The organism is Xanthomonas sp. NCPPB 2250 (assembly GCF_056725265.1).
This window is the reverse complement of sequence record NZ_CM161520.1, coordinates 5,083,659-5,102,411: the sequence shown is the minus strand read 5'-3', so window position 1 is coordinate 5,102,411 and position 18,753 is coordinate 5,083,659. Positions and strand designations below refer to the sequence as shown.

The following is an 18,753-nucleotide window of genomic DNA, read 5'->3' as shown; positions in this document are numbered from 1 at the left end:
GCTCAGGCGTGCTCCTCGGGCGCATCCAACTCGCAACGATACAGTTCGACCTCGGCGGCCTCCGGACTCAGGCGTACCCGTCCCTGGGCGATAAAGCCCAGTGTGGCGAGCAGCCGCAGCGAGCGTGCATTGCCCGGGGCCACGATGGCGTAGACCCGTGGCAGCGCCAGCACGCTGCGCGCGTAGTCCAACACCGCGCGCGCCGCCTCGCTGGCGTAGCCCTGGCCTGCATAAGGTTGCAGCAGGGCATAGCCCAGATCGGGCGCGGGCAGGGTCGGCCGCAGCACCAGCCCCGCCACGCCGAGCCAGGCGCCGTCGTCGCGGCGCTCCACCGCATACAGGCCGAAGCCGTGCTCGGCGTAGCTGCGCACCGAGCCGTCGGCGAGATAGCGGCTGGCCTGGGCTTCGTCGCGCACGCCGCGGTCGCCGATGTGCGCCAGGAAGCCGGGGTCGTTGAGCAGGGCCAGCATCGGCGCGGCGTCGCGCGCGGGCTCCAGTCGGCGCAGTACGAGGCGCGCGGTCTCGATCACGGTGGACATGCGGCGCTCCTGCGGGTCGGGGCGCCAGCGTGGCGCCGTCGCCACGGCTTGGCAAGGGCGCAGGCGCAGCGCGGTTCCTGGCGTAGACGCTCCGATGCTGTGAGCCCGGGAGGCACGAAATGCCCCTCCACAATGCCGCGCACCCGACATCCCGGTCACGCATAACAAACGTCTAGTTAACAGCTTCACATGGGGTGCCGGTATTCTGACGCCCATGCGACCCATCCCCCGTCTCGCCACCTTCCTGTCCCTGCTCTCCCTGGCCGGCCTTGCCGAGGCCCGCGGCGTCATCGAAAAGGTGCAGATCCAGGGCCTGAACAAGGACGACGACGCGGCGATGATCGAGAACATCCAGGTCTCGCTGTCGCTGTACGACGCCATCGGCAAGGACCAGGGCGAGTCGCGCCTGGAGTACCTGCTGAGCCAGGCCGAACGGCAGACCCGGCAGGCGCTGGAGCCGTTCGGCTACTTCACCCCCACCATCACCGTCGAGGCGCCGCGCCAGGACGACAAGCTGACCGTGGTGGTGCACGTGGACAAGGGCGAGCCGATCCGGGTACGCAATTTCCATGTGGGTATCACCGGCCCGGCCGAGGACGACCGCTACCTGGGCGACGACCTGAAGAACTTCCGCCCGCGCAAGGGCGACATCTTCGTCAGCAGCGTCTACGAAACCAGCAAGGTCACCATCACCCGGCGGCTGGCCGAGCGCGGCTACTTCGATGCCGACTTCACCCAGCGCAAGGTCGAGGTGACCCGCGCCGACCACGCCGCCGACATCGACCTGAGCTGGGACAGCGGCCGTCGCTACAACATGGGCCCGATCCGCTTCCACCAGGACTACTTCAACCAGAAACTGTTCGATCCGCTGGTGTACTGGAAGGAGGGCAGCTACTACCACGAGGGCAAGCTCGACCGCCTGCGCGAGTCGCTGGTCAAGCTCGACTACTTCAGCGTGATCGACATCCAGCCCAAGCCGGAAGAGGCCGACGCCAACGGCGACGTGCCGGTGGACGTCAACCTCACCCGCGCCAAGCGCAGCATTTACACCGCCGGCCTCAGCTACGGCAGCGAGAGCGGCGCCGGCGTGCGCCTGGGCGTGGACCGCCGCTACGTCAACGCGCGCGGGCACAAGCTCAGCACCCAGCTGGACTACGCGCAGAAGCGCAAGAGCTTCATCACCAGCTACCGGATCCCGGCGTTCCGCTGGCTCGACGGCTGGTACACCACCTCGCTGCGCGTCTACGACGAGCAGACCGACTATATCGACCTGCGCAACGTCAAGCTCACCGGCAGCCGCAGCGGCCAGATCAACGAGCACTGGACCGCCATCGCCTCGATCAACGCGCTGCGCGAGCGGTGGCGCTACGCCACCGACGAGGTCTTCGACGGCGCGCTGTACCAGACCTCGACACTGTTCTATCCGCAGATCGAGGCCGACTACGTCGGCGTCGACGACAAGGTGTTCCCGCGCAAGGGCTTCAGCGGCAACATCAGCCTGCGCGGTGGCGCCGAGGGTGTGGGGTCCGACGCCAGCTTCGTGCAGGCGCACATGCGGGTGAACTGGTTCCACGGCATCGGCGACAACGACCGCTTGATCCTGCGCGGCGAAGCCGGCAGTACCTGGACCGACGCGCTGGTGGCGATGCCGCCGAGCCTGCGGTTCTTCGCCGGCGGCGACAACAGCATCCGCGGCTATGCGTTCCGCGAAGTCGGCCCGCGCACGCCGCGGCCGGACCGTTTCGCGCTCGGCGCCAAGCACATCCTCACCGGCAGCGCCGAATACGAGCACTACTTCAAGGGCGGGCCATGGGGCGGCGCGGTGTTCGTCGATAGCGGCAGCGCCTTCGACGACACTCCGGATTGGCACACCGGCGTCGGCTTCGGCCTGCGCTGGCGTTCGCCGGTCGGCCCGGTGCGGGTGGACATTGCGCATGGCCTCAATGATCCCGACTCGCAGTTCCAGCTCTATCTCAACATCGGAGCCAATCTGTGAGCGCGCCGCTGGAGCCGACGTCGCCCGCCGCACCGCCGCCGCGCCGACCGCGTTTCTACCGGCGCAAGCGCTTCTGGTGGGGCTCGGCGCTGACCGTGGCCGGCCTGGTGCTGCTGGCGGTGATCGCGCTGTACTGGCTGCTGCAGACCGTGGCCGGGCGCGACGTATTGCTGGCGCAGGTGGTGGCGCGGTTGCCGGCCGGTTCGACCCTGACCTGGGAACGCGCCGAAGGGCCGCTGGCCGGTCCGCTGACCCTGCACAACCTGGACTTCCGCTACAACGAGATCCACTTCACCGCCGAGCGCGCCTATCTGGAGCCGGACATCCGCCCGCTGCTCGGGCGCAAGCTGCAACTGGATGCGCTGGAACTGACCAACGCCACGCTCAACCTGGCCAAGAGCGACGAACCGTTCGAACTGCCGCGCTGGCCGCAGTCGCTGCCGCAGATCGAAGTGCCGCTGGCGCTGCAGGCCGACCGCATCGCCATCGACGGCCTGCGCATCACCCAGGCGCAGCAGCCGATGATCGACATCCGCACGCTGCGCGGCGGCGTGGAAGTGGCCAGCGGCGAGTTCCACGCCACCCAGGTGGTGGTGACCAGCGACCGCGGCGATTTCCGCGTCAATGGCGATTACCTGCCGGGCCAGGACTACAAGGCCGACCTCACCGCCAGCGCGGTGCTGCCGGCCGCGCGCGGCCGCACCCCGGCGCGCCTGGGCCTGGTCGCGCGCGGCGATCTGGACAAGATGGAAGTGGCTATCGCCGGCAACGCACCGGCGCCGCTGCGCGCCACCCTGGTGTTCACCGGCCGCACCGATCCGGTGTGGGAGTTCGCCGCCAGCAGCAAGGCACTGGATCCGTCGCTGCTGGTGCCGCCGGCCGACGATGCGCCGGCATCCGTGCCGCTGGCCTTCGATCTGCGTGCGAACGGCAAGGGCGGCAATGCCGATCTGCAGGGCGAGCTGTCGCGCGACGGGCAAAAGCTCGTGCTCGATCCCTCGCACCTGAGCCTGGACAACCAGGTGCTCACCGTCGCGCCGCTGCAGCTGCGCGCGTTCGACGGGCAACTGCGCCTGCGCGGCACCGCCGATCTGCGCGACCCGGACAACGCGCAGCTGCGTTTTGCGGTCAACGCCAGCGGCATGAGCTTCGCCAGCGCGCCGGATCCGGCCACACCGGACGCACCGGCGGTGCCGATCAAGTTGGTCGAGGCCAACCTGGGCGTGGCCGGCACGATGAAACAGTGGGCCACCTACGGCGAAGCCACCGTCGCCCGCGGCAAGGACAGCGCCAAGTTGCAGTTGGACGTGCGCGGCGACGATCGTCAGGCACAGCTGAAGCAGGTGCGCGCGACCATGCCCAGCGGCACGCTCGACCTGGGCGGCAACGTGGCCTGGGTGCCGGAGGTGAACTGGGACGTGCAAGGCACGCTGGCCGGGTTCGACCCCGGCTACTTCGCACCAGGCTGGGACGGCAAGCTGTCCGGCACCTTCGCCTCGCAGGGCAAGCAGTTGCCGGCGCGGCCGGACGGCAGTGCCGCCGGCTACCAGGCCACGCTCGACATCCCGCGCTTGAACGGACGCCTGCGCAGCCGTCCGCTCGACGCCAACGCCAAGCTCGCCCTGCAGGGCAGCCAGGGCGAGGGCAAGCTGCAACTGAGCCTGGGCGACAGCCGCCTGCAGGCGCAGGGCAAGGTCGGCGACCAGCTCGACGTGGACGCGCAACTGCAGCCGCTGCAACTGGCCGACCTGCTGCCCGGCGGCGCCGGCAGCCTGCGCGGAAACGTGCAGGTCAAGGGCCGCCGCGACGCCCCCGACCTCACCGCCGACCTCACCGGCAGCGGCCTGAAGTGGGACAGCTACAGTGCCGACAGCCTCAGCCTGCGCGGGCGCCTGCCCTGGCGCGGCAACGGCGGCGAACTCGCCCTGCGCGGCAGCGCGATCAATGCCGGCGTGCTGCTGCAGACGCTGAGCGTGGATGCGCGCGGCGCGGTCGAGAACCTGCAACTCGACGCCAAGACCGAGAACGACATGGGCGCGCTGGCCCTGGCCGGGCAGGTGCGCCGCGACGGCGCGCGTTGGCAGGGCGCCTTGAACACGCTGCGTATCGCCCCGGCCAAGGGCGAACCGTGGCAGCTGCGGCAGGCGGCCAACTTCAGCGTGGCCGGCAGCGCCTTCAGCCTCTCCGAGAGCTGCCTGGCCCCGGGCAGCGGCGGTGCGTTGTGCGTGTCCGCCGATTGGCCGAAGCAGGGCTTGACCCTGCGCGGCGATGCGCTGCCGCTGGCCCTGGTGCAGCCGTGGCTGCCGCCCAGCAACGGCCGCAAGATGTACCTGCGCGGCGACCTGTCCATCGACGGCAGCTTCAAGCCGGCCGGCAACGCCTGGCAGGGTTCGCTGCGCCTGGCCTCGCGCGAAGGCGGCCTGCGCCTGGGCGACAACGCGCGCGGCGAACTGCTGCGCTACGACCAGTTCAGTTTCGTCACCGATTTCAGCGCCCAGCACATCCATTCCAAGCTCGGCATCGGCTTCCAGGGCGACGGCTTCGTCGACGCCACCGTCGACACCGGTTGGGACGCGTACGCGCCGCTGACCGGTGAGATCTACATGAACATGGCGCGGCTGTACTGGCTGGAGCTGTTCTCGCCCGATCTGGTCCGGCCCAAGGGTCTGGTCGAAGGGCACGTCAGCCTGCGCGGCACCCGCTCGCAGCCGGCGATGGGCGGCGACGCCACGCTCAGCAACTTCACCGGCGAACTGCCGGCGCTGGGCCTGACCCTGAGCGAAGGCAAGGGCCGCTTCGACGCGCAGCCGGACGGCTCGGCGCGCATCGTCGCCTCGGTCAAGTCCGGCGAAGGCACGCTCAACGTCGACGGTGGCCTGTCCTGGTACGGCGACCGCACGCCGCTGCAGTTGAACATCCGCGGCACCAACGTGCTGGTGTCCAACACCGCCGAACTGCGCGCGGTGGCCAATCCCGACCTGCAGTTCGGTATCGCCAACAAGACCATGATGTTGAGCGGCCAGGTCACCGTGCCCTCGGCCGACATCGACCTGGAGCGGCTGGACCGCGGCACCTCGCTGTCCGAGGACGTGGTGGTGCTGGACCCAGCCGACCCCGAGGCCACGCCGACCTCGCCGCTGGAGATGGACCTGCGCGTGACCCTGGGCGACCAGGTCAAGATGGCCGGTTTCGGCCTCAAGGGCGCACTGACCGGCGCCATGCAGGTGCGCTCGCGGCCGGGCCGCGAAACCACCGCCACCGGCGGGCTGGACGTCAGCGGCAAGTACAAGGCGTACGGCCAGGACCTGACCATCACCCGCGGCCAGCTCACCTGGAGCAACAACATCGTCTCCGACCCGCGCATCAACATCCGCGCGCAGCGCCAGGTCGGCGACGTCACCGCCGGCATCGACGTCACCGGCCGCGCCACCGCCCCGCATGCGGACGTGTGGTCCGACCCGTCGATGTCGCAATCCGAGGCGATGTCCTACCTGGTGCTGGGCCGCAGCCTCAGCAACACCAGCAGCGCCGAAGCCGACCAGGTCACCGCCGCGGCCAGCGCCCTGTCGGCCGGCAGCGGCCTGCTCGCCTCGCAACTCGGCGCCAGGCTCGGCTTCGACGACGCCGGCGTCAGCCAGTCACGCACCCTCGGCGGCTCGGTGGTGGGTTTCGGCAAATACCTCTCGCCGAAACTCTACGTTAGCTACGGCGTGTCATTGATCGGCAGTGGTTCGGTGTTGACGCTGAAATATCTGCTGGGCCGCGGCTTCGATGCCGAAGTGGAATCGAGCACGGTGGAGAACCGTGGGTCGGTGAATTGGCGGAAGGAGAAGTAGGGGCTGACTTTGAAACGCCGTGGTCGTTTGAACCCGTTGGGGTGGCAAGTTTAGCTGCAGCGAGAAATGGGAGATCATCAACTAAGGCGTGAGCCAGACACCTGGAACCCATAATTCGCAAACAGGCCTGTCTCGACCAGAACCGCGTCCACAGCCGCCGAAGAAGCCAGAGATGTGCCCATGTTCGAGAAGAAAGCGTATGCAGCAATGTTCAACTTTCTTGAGGCTTATTGGGAAAGGACTGGTCAGCCAGCCGAACTGGGCGTGCTATTGGGAGAAATGAGGATCTTGCAAGATGGCATGCCGGCTGACCAGGCAATAGTGGCCGATTGGAGAGAAGCAGTCGAGAAAGCCATAGCGAGTGATGGCTCTTAATCGCGAGCATGGAAGCAAGGGGCGGAAATTAATCCGCGCCATAACGCGCAAGGCCGGCCGCGATGCGGGCCTTGTCGCTTTTTGGCGCCATGGCGTCATCGTGGACTTGCTGAAAATATTCAATAAATACATCGATTTCAGGCGGTTATAGGCATCTGTGCATTGGGCCGTACGAAGTGATCTGACTCTGGGTTCACTTTTTTTTGTTAGCAAGACTACATCCATCGATGAGTGGATCGGCGTCTTGGTTGCTGCGATCGCATGGGCCGGCTAAGGTCGCGGTTACGTTCTTCGACTCGATCTCCGCATGCCCTTGCCCAACTCCATCGCCGCATCGCTCACACTAAGTCTCGCCCTTACCGCAACCGCCCATGCCGACGAAGGCATGTGGATGCCGTCGCAGATGCCGGAGCTGGCCAAGCCGCTGCACGATGCGGGATTCCAGGGCGACCCGCAGAACTTGGCCGAGGTGACGCAGCCGCCGTTGAGCGCGGTGGTCAAGGTCGGCGGCGGGACCGGGGCGTTCGTGTCCGGGGATGGGTTGTTGTTGACCAATCATCATGTCGCCTACGGCGTGATCCAGTACAACACCTCGGCGAAGGAGAACCTAATCGAGAACGGGTTCATTGCGCGGGATCGCGCCGACGAGCGCGCGGCCAATCCGGATTTTCGGGTGCTGGTGACGGTGGGCTTCGACAAGATCACCGATCAGGTGCTGGGGTCGGCCAAGGGCAAGACCGGGCGCGCCTACTACGATGCGGTGGATGCGGCGAGCAAGCGCATCGTCGCCGATTGCGAGCGCGAGGCTGGGGTGCGTTGCAGTGTCGCCAACATGTATTACGGCACCGATTTCTACCGGATTCGCCAGCTGGAGCTGCGCGACGTGCGCCTGGTGTATGCGCCGCCGCGGGCGATCGGCAACTACGGCGACGAGATCGACAACTTCATGTGGCCGCGCCACAGCGGTGATTTCACCTTGTTGCGTGCCTACGTGGGCAAGGACGGCAAGCCCGCCGACTACAGCGCCGACAATGTGCCCTACCAGCCGCCGGCGCATCTGCAGATCGCTACCGATGGGCCGAAGGCCGGAGATTTCGCCATGCTGGCCGGCTACCCGGGCATCACCTACCGGCATCGCACGGCGGCTGAGTTCGCCGAGCAGGTTGAGGCGACGTTGCCGCAGCGGGTGGCGGTGCTGGACCAGTTGATTGGGGTGATCGAGGCGGCAGGCAAGACCGACGCGGAGGCGCGCACGCGCTACGCCTCGCAATTGCAGTCGCTGAAGAACAACCGCAAGCGCGCCGCTGGCGAACTGGAAGGGCTGCAGCGCAGCGATGCGGTACGGCTCCGCGCGGAGGACGAGCGCGGCATGCTCGCGGCTACGCATGGCAGCGACGCGCGCGACATCGCCGCGCTGCAGAAGGTGCTCGGCCAGGCGTCGGCGCTGCGCGAGCGCGATCTGCTGCTGGGGTTGATCGCCACGCAGACCCAGGCGCTGCGCTCGGCATTGACCCTGGAGCGGCTGCGGCTGGAGGCGGGCAAGCCCGACGATCGGCGCGAGAGTGGCTATCAACAGCGCGATCTGGCGCTGATCGAGGGCATGCTCAAGCAGGTGCAGCGTCGCTATTCGCCGGCCGTGGAGAAGGCGCTGCTGACGACGCTGCTGACCCGCTACCAGCAACTGCCGGAGGCGCAGCGGGTGCCGGAGTTCGATGCGGCGTTCGGGCGGACCCCGGCGCAACTGCAAGCGGCGCTGGACAAGGCGTATGCCGGCACCGCGCTGGGCATCGAGGCCGAGCGCCTGTCGCGCTTCGCTGCCGCGCGCGAGGGCAAGGCGCCTGCGGCCGATCCGTTGCTGACGCTGGCCGCCACGCTGGTGCCGGCGCAGCTGCGGCTGGACGACGAACGCAAGGCACGCGAGGGCGAGCAGTTGCGGCTGCGCCCGGCTTACATGCGTGCGCTGTTCGCCTGGCGCAAGCAGCAGGGTCGTGCGGTATATCCGGACGCCAACAGCACGCTGCGGATCAGCTATGGCCGCGTCGAGCCGCTGGCGCCGCGCGATGCGGTCAGCTTCGCGCCGCTGACCACGGTGGCCGGCATCGTCGAGAAGAACACCGGCAAGGAGCCGTTCGATGCGCCCAAGCCGCTGCTGGCGGCGATCGCCAAGGGCGACTTCGGCAGCACGACCGATCCACAGTCGAAGACGCAGCCGGTGAACTTCCTGACCAACCTGGACACCACCGGCGGCAACTCCGGCTCGCCGGTGCTCAATGCACGCGGCGAGTTGATCGGGCTGAACTTCGACAGCAACTGGGAGGCGGTCAGCGCCAGCTGGTGGTACGACCCGCGCTACAAGCGTGCGATCCATGTGGACATGCGCTATCTGCGCTGGTTGATGGCCAAGGTGTATCCGGCGCCGCAACTGCTGAAGGAGTTGAACGTTCCGCAGGAGTGAGTGGGCAGGTTGGGGAGGCGGGCGTCGTTTGGCGTTGCTTCGAGCAGAACTGGGCAGGGCATGTGATGTGCCCTGTACCCTGATGCGGATGCGGATGCGGATGCGGATGCGGATGCGGCATGGTCTGGTCGCCGTCACAGCGACGAATATGCTTTGTACCCGCGCTGATGCCTCGATACAGGACCACCACCGCTCACCGCGATGCGCTGCCGCGATCGGGGGGGCCAGGACAATGATCCTGGTCCTGGAGACGCCATGTGTCGGGACTGAAGTCCCTCCCAATAGGAGCAGCATGCGGTGCGGTTGGCGAGATGACGTATTCGATTGAGACCGTGGAGATGGGGATGCACCTATGGTGGCTCACGATCCGAACTCGCTGCAGGGCTTAGACTGATCGGATGGATCTGCTTGCCGCCAAGCCCTTGCCGCGTGCGTTCTACGCGCGCGATGCCCGCATGGTGGCGCCGGAGCTGTTGAACAAGCTGCTTATCGCTGCCGATGGTCGTTGCGGTCGCATCGTCGAGGTAGAGGCCTACTGCGGCGCGGAGGATCCGGCGGCGCATTCGTTCCGCGGCATGACGCCGCGTACGCGGGTGATGTTCGGTCCGCCCGGGCATTTGTATGTGTACTTCATCTACGGCATGCATTGGGCGCTCAATGCGGTCTGTGGTGGTGCACCCGGGCATGCCGTGCTGATCCGCGCCTTGGCGCCGGTGGCGGGGATCGAGGCGATGCAGTTGGCACGCGGTACGGTGCGCGCAGGCGATCTCACCCGTGGTCCGGGTCGCCTGGCCAAGGCGCTGGGCGTGTCGGGCGCGGACAACGGGCTGGATCTGACCTCACGGCAGTCGCGCCTGTGGCTGGGCCAGGACGGGACGCCGCCGCCGACCACACCGGTCGTCACCAAGCGGATCGGCATCAGCAAGGCGATGGACGCGCCATGGCGTTGGCATGTGCCCGACGAGCCGAACGTGTCGCGCTTCGTGGAGGGGCGGGTGAGGCGGCGCGGGTAGGCGCGTGCTTTGTACGCGTCGTCGCTTCACGTGCTGCAAGAAGAACAGTACGTTGCCGCCGTCATAACCAGAAGCATTGCGAAGCGGTGCCAGCAGGGATTTCGGCTCGGACATGTGAGCGTTTCTGAGGCACCTCCTCTTCGTTTGTCGCGGCTGAAGCCGCTTCTACGTAGGATCCGTTGGCGTTCGTAGGATGCTAAGGGCAACGCTCACGAGAACAGAAAAATCCGCCTCTGTACTGCCTCAATACGCGGCAGCTGTTGGGCGACCCGGTCCCGTCAGCAGCGACGGCGCACAGCCACGCTGCTTGGCTTCCGGAGCGCAGCAAGCATGATCAGTGTGGGAGGACTTCAGTCCCGACGCGAGGTCTCGTCAGGAGGAGGCGATTGCGCCTTGGTCATGACTTTTCCCGCGGAGAACAAGAGCACTACCTAGATGCGTGAACCCGCCGCTTTGTCAGCCAAGAAGAGACGTGGCCGATGGCGCAGCGGACCGCGCGACAACAGCGTGATCTACGCATTGCCAGCGTTCATGCCTCACATACATCGCACTCGCATCAAGGGAATGCCGCGCAGCGCAGGCTGCACCTTCCCCAACGTCGAGATGCCGCCATGAAAGTGCTCAACATCGTCAGCCTGGTCCTGTTGATTGTCGGTGGACTCAACTGGGGGTTGGTCGGCCTGTTCCAGTTCGATCTGGTCGCGGCGCTGTTCGGCGGCCAGGACGCACCGCTGTCGCGTGTGGTCTATGCGCTGGTCGGTCTCTCTGCCCTGTGGCAACTGGTGCCGTTGTTCACCAATCGCCATGAGCCGGTGCGGCATGCCGAGCATGCGCCGCATCGCTGAACAGCAAGCGGTCGGTGCACGCGGTTCCGATGCTGCGGTGTCGGGATCGTCGTGGAGGCGCCTGATGGCGTGGTGGCGTTGTCTGGTACGTCCGATGCTGCGGCACCACCGCGACAGGCACCGCCTATCCTGCTGAGACGGTACCGGCACGCAGCCTAGGCGATCGTAACGGTGGCATCCAACTGCGCGATGGCATCGGCCACGACCTGGTCGAACGCTGCGTCCACATCCACCGAGATCACGTCTGCCTCGTCCAGCGGCAGTTCCAGCGTGTCGAGCTGGCTCTGCAGCAGCGTCGGTGGCATGAAGTGACCATGCCGCGCGGCCAGGCGTTCGGCGATGACATGCGCGGCCGCGTGCAGGAACACGAAACGCATCGGCACGCCTGTCTCGCGCAGTTGTTGCCGATGCGCCCTGCGCAGGCCGGAGAAGGCCAGCACGACGCTCTGCCCGGCATCGACCGACGCGCGCAGGCGTTGCGCCAGGGCCGCGACCCATGGCGCGCGCTGCGCGTCGCTGAGCGGGATGCCGTTCGCCATCTGCGCCCTGGCGGCGGCGCTGTGGAAATCGTCCGCGTCCAGGAAGGTCAACCGGTAATGCGCGGCCAGCGCCTGGGCGACACTGGTCTTGCCGCTGCCGGACACGCCCATCACGACGATGGCTTCGGTGGGTGGCGGCGGGGATGAGGAGGCGTGGGTCACGTGCTGCGGTCCCGTGGGGTTGCCCACATGATGCCAGCGTGGGCGTTGTGTGGACGTCAGCGCTTCTGTACTGGGTCTTGCGCGGTTGTTGAGATGTTCGCCGTGGCAACGGGGTTCTGTGTGGATCCTGGCGTCGGGGCTGAAGCCCCTCCCACAGGGACGCCAGCCGGCACTCCTGGTTCCGCACCCCGAGCTTGCATCTTCCCGCGAGGTGTTTACATCGTCGCGGTTGCCGTCTCTACCAGGTCGTCCCACTGCAGCCGCGTGCCGGAGGCGTCGTCGCTGTTCTGCAGGGCGCGGCGGACGGCACGGCGCATGGCGCGGCTGATCCAGTTCTGCAGGTCGCGACCGGAGTGGCCTTCGCTGCGATCGGCGATCCAGGCCGCCGCTGCGTCTGCGTCTAGATCCAGGGGCTTGCCGCGCAGCAGACGGGCGACGATGGCGATACGTGCCGCGTGGTCTGGCAGGGCGATGACGATCTGCCGGTCCAGCCGCGACAGCAGCGCCGGGTCGATCGCGGCGGCATGGTTGCTGGCGGCCAGCAGGAACACCTGCCCGGCGTGGCTGGCGACGCCATCGAGTTCCTGCAGCAACTGGCCGACGATCTCGCGGGTGAAGGCGTCGTCGCCGTCGGCGCCGCGCGCCGGCGCGACGATGTCCAGTTCGTCGACGAACACGATGCACGGCGCCTGCGCCCGCGCGCGCTCGAACGCCGCCTGCACGCGCTGGCCGGACTGGCCGAGGTAGCCGGCCTTGAGGTCGGCGCTGCTCAGAGCGATGAAGGCCAGCCCGGACTGACTGGCAAGGATCCGCGCGACCTGGGTCTTGCCGGTGCCCGGCGGGCCGACCATCAGGATGCCGCGCGGCACCGGCACGCCGAGCGTGGCCAGGGTCTCGGCATTGCGCAGTTCCTTGCCCAGGCCGACGAACTCCTCGACCGTGGCGGCCGGCAGCACGATGTCGTCCCATCCGAGCGTGGCGACGGCGGTGGAACCTTTGCCGCGCAGCGCGCGCAGCTGCGTCAGCAGAGTGGCGTTGTCCAATGCGCCATCGACGCACTCGGCGGCGACCCGTGCAACCAGCGTGTGCAGGTCGCGGCCAGAGAGGCCGCTGCTGTCGGCGATCACCTGCGTGTCCGGCTCCAGGGCGAAACCGGCACGCCGCAGCTCGGCGCCGAGGATGCGGGCGCGCGCCGCGGCGTCGGGCAGGCCGATGGCGATGCTGGCGGTGAAGCGCGACAGGATCGCGTCGTCCAGCAGCGCCGGGCGGTTGGTCGCGCCGATCACCAGTACCTGGCCGTGCGCGGCATGGAAGCCGTCCCATTCGGCGAGAAAGGTCTGCACCAGTTCCGCACCGAAGCTGTCGCTGTCGGCGCCGCCGCGGCGCGCGAACACGCTTTCGCATTCGTCGATGAACAGGATCGCCGGTGCGTGCTCGCGGCAGCGCTGCCAGATCGCCTGCACCTTCGGGCCGGTATGGCCGACGTGCGCGGCCTTGAGGTCGGCCACGCCCAGCGCCTCGAAATGGCAGCCGGCGTGGCGCGCCAGCTTGCGCGCGATCAGGGTCTTGCCGGTGCCCGGCGGCCCGTGCAGGAGCATGCCTTTCGGCGCCGGCTGGCGCCCGGACACGAACAGGTCCACCAGTTTCAGGATCTGATCGAGCGTGGTGTCGGGCAGGGCGATGTCGGCCCAGTGCCGCTGCACCGCATCCAGGCTCTGCAGCCGCTGCTGCAGCGCGCGTTGCTGGCCGCGCGCGGCTTCCCAAGCCTGCACGTGATCGTGCAGCGCGGCGATCGGCGCGACATCGACGGCGGCGTCTTCGGCCAGTGCCAGCGCCAGTGATTGCAGCGACGGCGGAGCGTTGGTGGCCAGGTCGGCGTCGAGGAGGATCAGGGCCGCTGCATGGCTGGCATCGGGCAGCACGATCAGCGCCTGCAGGCGCGGGTCCTCGCTGCCGTCGTGCAAGGCCAGCAGCCGCGCACCGGACAGATCGCCCTGCGTGGCGGGAATCGACCAGCGGCCGTGCAGGGCGCGCTGCGGCCATGGCGCGCGGGTGACCGGATACGTCGTCCCCGCATCGCGCGACCCAGCATCGGCCACCTGCGCCAGCGCCAGCGGCATGCGTGCGAACGCCTGCAGCGCGCGCCGCTCGGCATGACTGTGGTGCCAGGCCAGCAACTGTGCGCCGGCGACGACCAGCAGACCGTACGCCAGCAGCGAGGGCAGCAGGCTTTGCAGCAGCAGACCGCCATCGCCGTGCAGGCCGACCTGGCGCCACCAGTCCAGGAAGCCACGCGTCTCGCCCAGCCAGTGCGCACTGGTCCACGGCAGGACCAGCACCAGCATGCCGATCAATGCCGCGCGCCAGCGCCAGTCCGGCAGCAGCGGCCGCAGCAGCAGCGCCGGCCCCCAGGCGCGGCGGCGTTCGCGCCGCACCGCGGCCCGCGCTGCGGTGCGGGCGTGCGTGATGAAGCGGCGCCGGATCGCGGCCACCGCCTGCTCCACCGCCGGCAGATGCCGCTCCACCTCCGCCTCGGCGTGTGCCTGCCGCGCCTGCGCCTGTTGCATCTGCGCGTGCAGGCGCTGCGTCTGCTGTTGCAGCGACGGCGGGGGCGTCGGCACGGCGGCCGGGATGCCGGACATCAGCGGGGGCAGGCGCAGGTGGTCACCGCGCGCATCTTAGCCCGAGCGCCGGTGGGGCTGCGGTGGTTGGCTGCAGGTTGGATATTGCCCGTGCTGGACACGGCAGGCTGGCGCGCGAGACGGTTGTTGCCATGGGAGGAGGGCATCTTGGAGAAGGATAGGGCGTGAAGCGCTTGTGGGTCTTGAGCCCATCGCGGCTTCGTTCGTCCGCGGCTTCGTTCGTCGCGGCTGAAGCCGCTCCTACGCGGGGCTTGCAGCTCCATAATGGCTACTGCCGTTGCCGTTGCCGTTGCCGTTGCCGTTGCCTTGGTTGTTGCCTTTGCCTCACCGGGTTCCCTTCCGAAGCGGCGGCCAGCGCGGGGAAACACCCGAAGGGCGGCGTACATGGATGTACGCCGTCCGCGGCAGGGGCAGGATGCCCCTTCCGCGGATCCCCGGGGTGGACGCGGACCCGGAGCGCGCAGCGCGGAGGGCGCGAGGCAGGGCGCGCTTTCTTTTGGTTACTTTTCTTTGCGCGAGCAAAGAAAAGTAACTCGCCGCAAGGCGAAAGCTTTTGCTGCTGCCAAAGAAAAGTAACCAGAAGAAGCGCTTTACCACAGCCGAAGGCTGGTTACCCACACCCCGCCGTGGCCCCCGCGCCGAGAGGGCCCGATAAAGCAACAGCAACAGCACTGCAGAAGCAGAATCAGAAGCAGAAGCAGAAGCAGAAGCAGAAGCAAAGCCTGCGGCATGCCTGCCGAGGTGAGCGCGGTTACGTGTATGGGAGCCGCCGCCGCACCTGCCTCGGAGCAACAGGCATGGTGCACGCGCAACGCAGGCCAGACGCAGCGAGCCGAACTCCCGACTACGCCGAAACGCATCGCACCCTCTAGACTGCACGCATCGTCGTGGGGGCTCGCCTTTGGTTTCCAGTTGGATCCTGCTGCTGGTGTCGGTCGGCTATGCGGCGCTGCTGTTCGCGGTGGCGTGGTGGGGCGATCGCCGTCCGCTGTACCCGGAGCGGCCATGGCTGCGGCCAGCGGTCTACAGCCTGGCGCTGGCCGTGTACTGCTCGTCGTGGACGTTTTACGGCGCAGTGGGCAGCGCGGTGCGCAACGGCGCCGGCTACCTGCCGATCTACCTGGGCCCGCTGCTGATGCTGTTGTTCGGCTGGCGCATCGTCGAGCGCCTGGCGCTGATCGCGCGCAGCGAGAACACGGTGTCCATCGCCGACTTCATCTCCTCGCGCTACGGCCGCTCGCGGCGCCTGGCCGCGCTGGTGGCGGTGATCGCCCTGGTCGGCGTGGTGCCGTACCTGGCGCTGCAGTACAAGGCGGTGGCGATGAGCCTGCAGGTGCTCAGCGGCCAGTCCAGCGCCGGTGCGCCGTTCTACGCCGATCCGGCGTTGTACGTGGCCTTGGGGATGGCGCTGTTCGCCACGCTGTTCGGCACCCGCCAGGTCGATGCCACCGAGCACCACCACGGCATGATGCTGGCGATCGCGCTGGAGTCGGTGGTGAAGCTGCTGGCGATGGTGGCGGTGGGCGTGTTCGCCTACGTGTGGCTGTCCGTGCGCGACGGTGGCCAGGTGATGGCGTCGGCGCGCACGCTGTTCCAGAACACCCCGCCGGTGGGCTTCATCTCGCAGACCCTGCTCAGCTTCCTGGCGCTGGTGTGCCTGCCACGGCAGTTCCACGTGGCGGTGGTGGAGTGCAGCGACGTCGGCGACATCCGCAAGGCGCGCTGGCTGTTCGGTCTGTACCTGGTGCTGATCTCGGCGATGGTGGTGCCGATCGCCGCCGCCGGCATCGCGCTGTTCGGCGGCGGCGACGTGGCCGACGACAGCATCGTGCTGGCGCTGCCGCTGGCCGAAAGCCGCACCGCGCTGGCGCTGGTCGCCTACGTGGGTGGGTTCTCCGCCGCCACCGGTATGGTCATCGTCTCCAGCATCGCGCTGGCGACGATGATCAGCAACGACCTGGTGATGCCGGTGCTGCTGCGCCGCCGCGGGCACCAGGCGGCCGGCGCCGACGTGGCCTCGAAGGTGCTGTGGATCCGCCGCCTGGCGATCCTACTGCTGGCGCTGATCGCCTACGGCTACTACCGCAGCAGCAGCAACGACACGACGCTGGCGTCCTACGGCCTGATGGCCTTCGCCGCGGTGGCGCAGTTCGCGCCGGGCGTGATCGGCGGGCTGTACTGGCGCGGCGCCAGCCGCAAGGGCGTGGAAACCGGCATGGTGCTGGGCTTCGCCACCTGGATCTACACGCTGCTGCTGCCGGCGCTGACCCAGGCCGGCTGGCTGGCGCCGGCGTGGCTGCTGGACGGGCCGTTCGGCATTTCCTGGCTGCGCCCGCAGCAGCTGTTCGGCATGAGCGGCTGGGATCCGCTGGCGCACGGCACGTTCTGGTCGCTGCTGGTCAACGTCGGCACGATGATGCTGGTGTCGGCACGCTGGCGCCCGGGCCTGGACGAGCGCCTGCGCGCGGCGCCGTTCCTGGAGCCGTACTCGCAGCGCCCGGCGGTGGCCGGCGACTGGCTCGGGCAGGTGCGCGTGGTCGACCTGCAGGCGCTGGCCGAGCGCATGGTCGGGGAGCGCCATGCCCGCCGCGCCTTCGCCGAACAGGCGCAACTGCTCGGCCGCGAGCCGCAGCCCACGGCGGTGGCCGACCGCGTCTGGGTGCAGTTCACCGAACGCCTGCTCGCCGCCTCGATCGGCGCGGCCTCCGCGCGTCTGGTGCTGACCAGCCTGCTGCGCGGCTCGGGCATGGATCTGGGCGAGGTGGTGGCGGTGCTCGACGAGGCCGGGCAGGAACTGCGCTTCAACCGCGAGATCCTGTCCACCACATTGGAGAACATCAGCGCCGGGGTCAGCGTGGTCGATCCGGCGATGCGCCTGACCGCGTGGAACCGCCGCTACCAGCAGATGTTCGGCTATCCCGACGGCATGCTCTACGTCGGCCGGCCGGTCGCCGACCTGATCCGCTACAACGCCGAGCGCGGCGAACTCGGCGGCGGCCAGGTGGAAGACCAGATCGCCCGCCGCATCGCGCACATGCGCGCCGGCACCCCGCACGTGTTTGAACGCACCCGCAGCGACGGCAAGGTGATCGAGATGCGCGGCCAGCCGCTGCCCGGCGGCGGCTACGTCACCAGCTACAACGACATCACCGACTACAAGCGCGCCGAGCAGGCGCTGCTCGAGGCCAACGAGACACTGGAGCAGCGCGTGGCCGACCGCTCGCGCGAGGCCGAACTGGCGCAGCAATCCAAGACCCGCTTCCTGGCCGCGATCAGCCACGACGTGCTGCAGCCGCTCAACGCCGCACGCCTGTTCGCCTCGGCCCTGCGCGATGCGCACCAGAACGAGGAGCAGCGGCATCTGGCCGAACGCGTGGACGCCTCGTTGCGCGCGGCCGAGGAACTGCTCGACGGCCTGCTCGACGTGTCGCGGCTGGATGCCGGCGGGCTGCGTCCGACCATCGAGGACGTCGATGCCGGCCTGCTGCTGCGCGAACTGGCCGCGCAGTACAGCCCGATCGCCGCCGGCCGCGGCCTGCGCCTGCACGCATACGCGCGGCCGCTGTGGGTGCGCAGCGATCGCCGGCTACTGCGCCGGGTGCTGCAGAACTTCCTCGCCAACGCGCTGCGCTACACCCGCCAGGGCCGCATCGTGCTGGGCATGCGCCGCCGCGGCGCGGCGCTGGAACTGCAGGTCTGGGACACCGGCCCCGGCATCCCGCCGCACCACATGCAGCAGATCTTCGACGAGTTCCAGCGCTACCAGCAGCCGTTCGATTGGGGCGAGCAGGGGCTGGGCCTGGGCCTGTCGATCTGCCAGCGCATCTCGCGCCTGCTCGGCCACGACCTGGATGCGCGCAGCCGCGTCGGCCACGGCAGCATGTTCTCCATCACCGTGCCGCGGGCGGCGCCACCGCCGCAGGCGCTGCAACGCGCGCCACGCGCAGCGGCCGCGGCCGACTCGCTGGCCGGGCTGCGCGTACTGTGCGTGGACAACGACCAGGAAATCCTCGACGGCATGCGCGCGCTGCTCGGCCGCTGGCAGGTGGAGGTGATCTGCGCCAGCACCGTCGACGAGGCGCTGGCGCAGGCCGCGTGCGCGCCGCACGTGATGCTGGTCGATTACCACCTGCACGACCGGCTCGACGGCCTGGAGACCCTGGATGCGCTGCGCGCGGCGATGCCCGGACCGGTGGCCGGCGCGCTGCTCACCGCCGACGGCCGCGACGAACTGAAGCTGCAGGCCCGCGAGCGCGGCTACCGGCTGCTGACCAAGCCGGTCAAGCCGGCCTCGCTGCGCGCCTTCCTCACCGCTTACCACGATCCGATCTAGGAGCGGTCGCGCGTCTTC

The 18,753-nt window shown here is 68.6% G+C and carries 10 protein-coding genes; 7 read left to right on the top strand and 3 right to left on the bottom strand.

The features are described 5' to 3' along the window. Positions 1-2: 2 nt before the first annotated feature. On the bottom strand, positions 3-539 hold the full coding sequence (locus AC1PMG_RS20950) for a GNAT family N-acetyltransferase (protein WP_481110133.1): 537 nt from the start codon (positions 537-539) through the stop codon (positions 3-5). Positions 540-753: 214 nt separating this feature from the next. Here AC1PMG_RS20950 and AC1PMG_RS20945 point away from each other — a divergent pair, with 214 nt between their 5' ends. The 6 genes from AC1PMG_RS20945 to AC1PMG_RS20920 all read left to right on the top strand — a co-directional run bounded on the left by AC1PMG_RS20945 (position 754) and on the right by AC1PMG_RS20920 (position 11,059). Then, entirely contained in the window at positions 754-2,535 is a 1,782-nt protein-coding gene (locus tag AC1PMG_RS20945; RefSeq protein ID WP_481110132.1) for an autotransporter assembly complex protein TamA, read from the top strand. After that, positions 2,532-6,371 carry a translocation/assembly module TamB domain-containing protein gene (locus AC1PMG_RS20940; protein WP_481110131.1) on the top strand — a complete coding sequence of 1,280 codons (3,840 nt, stop codon included), beginning with the start codon at positions 2,532-2,534 and terminating at the stop codon, positions 6,369-6,371. Before AC1PMG_RS20945 ends, AC1PMG_RS20940 begins: the two co-directional genes overlap by 4 nt. A gap of 180 nt (positions 6,372-6,551) precedes the next feature. Beyond that, positions 6,552-6,746 carry a hypothetical protein gene (locus tag AC1PMG_RS20935; protein WP_481110130.1) on the top strand — a complete coding sequence of 65 codons (195 nt, stop codon included), beginning with the start codon at positions 6,552-6,554 and terminating at the stop codon, positions 6,744-6,746. Positions 6,747-7,053: 307 nt separating this feature from the next. Continuing rightward, on the top strand, positions 7,054-9,201 hold the full coding sequence (locus tag AC1PMG_RS20930) for a S46 family peptidase (RefSeq protein WP_481110129.1): 2,148 nt from the start codon (positions 7,054-7,056) through the stop codon (positions 9,199-9,201). Between the two features lie 398 nt (positions 9,202-9,599). Continuing rightward, the gene (locus AC1PMG_RS20925) at positions 9,600-10,214 is read left to right on the top strand and encodes a DNA-3-methyladenine glycosylase (protein ID WP_481110128.1); all 615 of its coding nucleotides are present in this window, start codon (positions 9,600-9,602) and stop codon (positions 10,212-10,214) included. Between the two features lie 611 nt (positions 10,215-10,825). Next, positions 10,826-11,059: a DUF378 domain-containing protein gene (locus AC1PMG_RS20920; protein ID WP_481110127.1), complete on the top strand. Its 234-nt coding sequence runs from the start codon at positions 10,826-10,828 to the stop codon at positions 11,057-11,059. A gap of 155 nt (positions 11,060-11,214) precedes the next feature. Here AC1PMG_RS20920 and AC1PMG_RS20915 read toward each other — a convergent pair whose 3' ends face one another. Together AC1PMG_RS20915 and AC1PMG_RS20910 are read right to left on the bottom strand one after the other, a co-directional pair. Then, the gene (locus tag AC1PMG_RS20915; protein ID WP_481111730.1) at positions 11,215-11,709 is read right to left on the bottom strand and encodes a gluconokinase; all 495 of its coding nucleotides are present in this window, start codon (positions 11,707-11,709) and stop codon (positions 11,215-11,217) included. A 266-nt stretch (positions 11,710-11,975) separates the two neighbouring features. After that, positions 11,976-14,402: an AAA family ATPase gene (locus AC1PMG_RS20910; protein WP_481110126.1), complete on the bottom strand. Its 2,427-nt coding sequence runs from the start codon at positions 14,400-14,402 to the stop codon at positions 11,976-11,978. 901 nt (positions 14,403-15,303) lie between these two features. Here AC1PMG_RS20910 and AC1PMG_RS20905 point away from each other — a divergent pair. After that, positions 15,304-18,735 carry a hybrid sensor histidine kinase/response regulator gene (locus AC1PMG_RS20905; protein WP_481110125.1) on the top strand — a complete coding sequence of 1,144 codons (3,432 nt, stop codon included), beginning with the start codon at positions 15,304-15,306 and terminating at the stop codon, positions 18,733-18,735. Positions 18,736-18,753 lie beyond the last annotated feature (18 nt).

Excerpts from the sequence above, each read along its gene's own strand:
- AC1PMG_RS20950 (WP_481110133.1), bottom strand. The coding sequence starts at position 539 with ATGTCCACCGTGATCGAGACCGCGCGCCTCGTACTGCGCCGACTGGAG.
- AC1PMG_RS20945 (WP_481110132.1), top strand. The coding sequence starts at position 754 with ATGCGACCCATCCCCCGTCTCGCCACCTTCCTGTCCCTGCTCTCCCTG.
- AC1PMG_RS20935 (WP_481110130.1), top strand. The coding sequence starts at position 6,552 with ATGTTCGAGAAGAAAGCGTATGCAGCAATGTTCAACTTTCTTGAGGCT.
- AC1PMG_RS20930 (WP_481110129.1), top strand. The coding sequence starts at position 7,054 with ATGCCCTTGCCCAACTCCATCGCCGCATCGCTCACACTAAGTCTCGCC.
- AC1PMG_RS20925 (WP_481110128.1), top strand. The coding sequence starts at position 9,600 with ATGGATCTGCTTGCCGCCAAGCCCTTGCCGCGTGCGTTCTACGCGCGC.
- AC1PMG_RS20920 (WP_481110127.1), top strand. The coding sequence starts at position 10,826 with ATGAAAGTGCTCAACATCGTCAGCCTGGTCCTGTTGATTGTCGGTGGA.
- AC1PMG_RS20915 (WP_481111730.1), bottom strand. The coding sequence starts at position 11,709 with ATGGGCGTGTCCGGCAGCGGCAAGACCAGTGTCGCCCAGGCGCTGGCC.
- AC1PMG_RS20910 (WP_481110126.1), bottom strand. The coding sequence starts at position 14,402 with ATGTCCGGCATCCCGGCCGCCGTGCCGACGCCCCCGCCGTCGCTGCAA.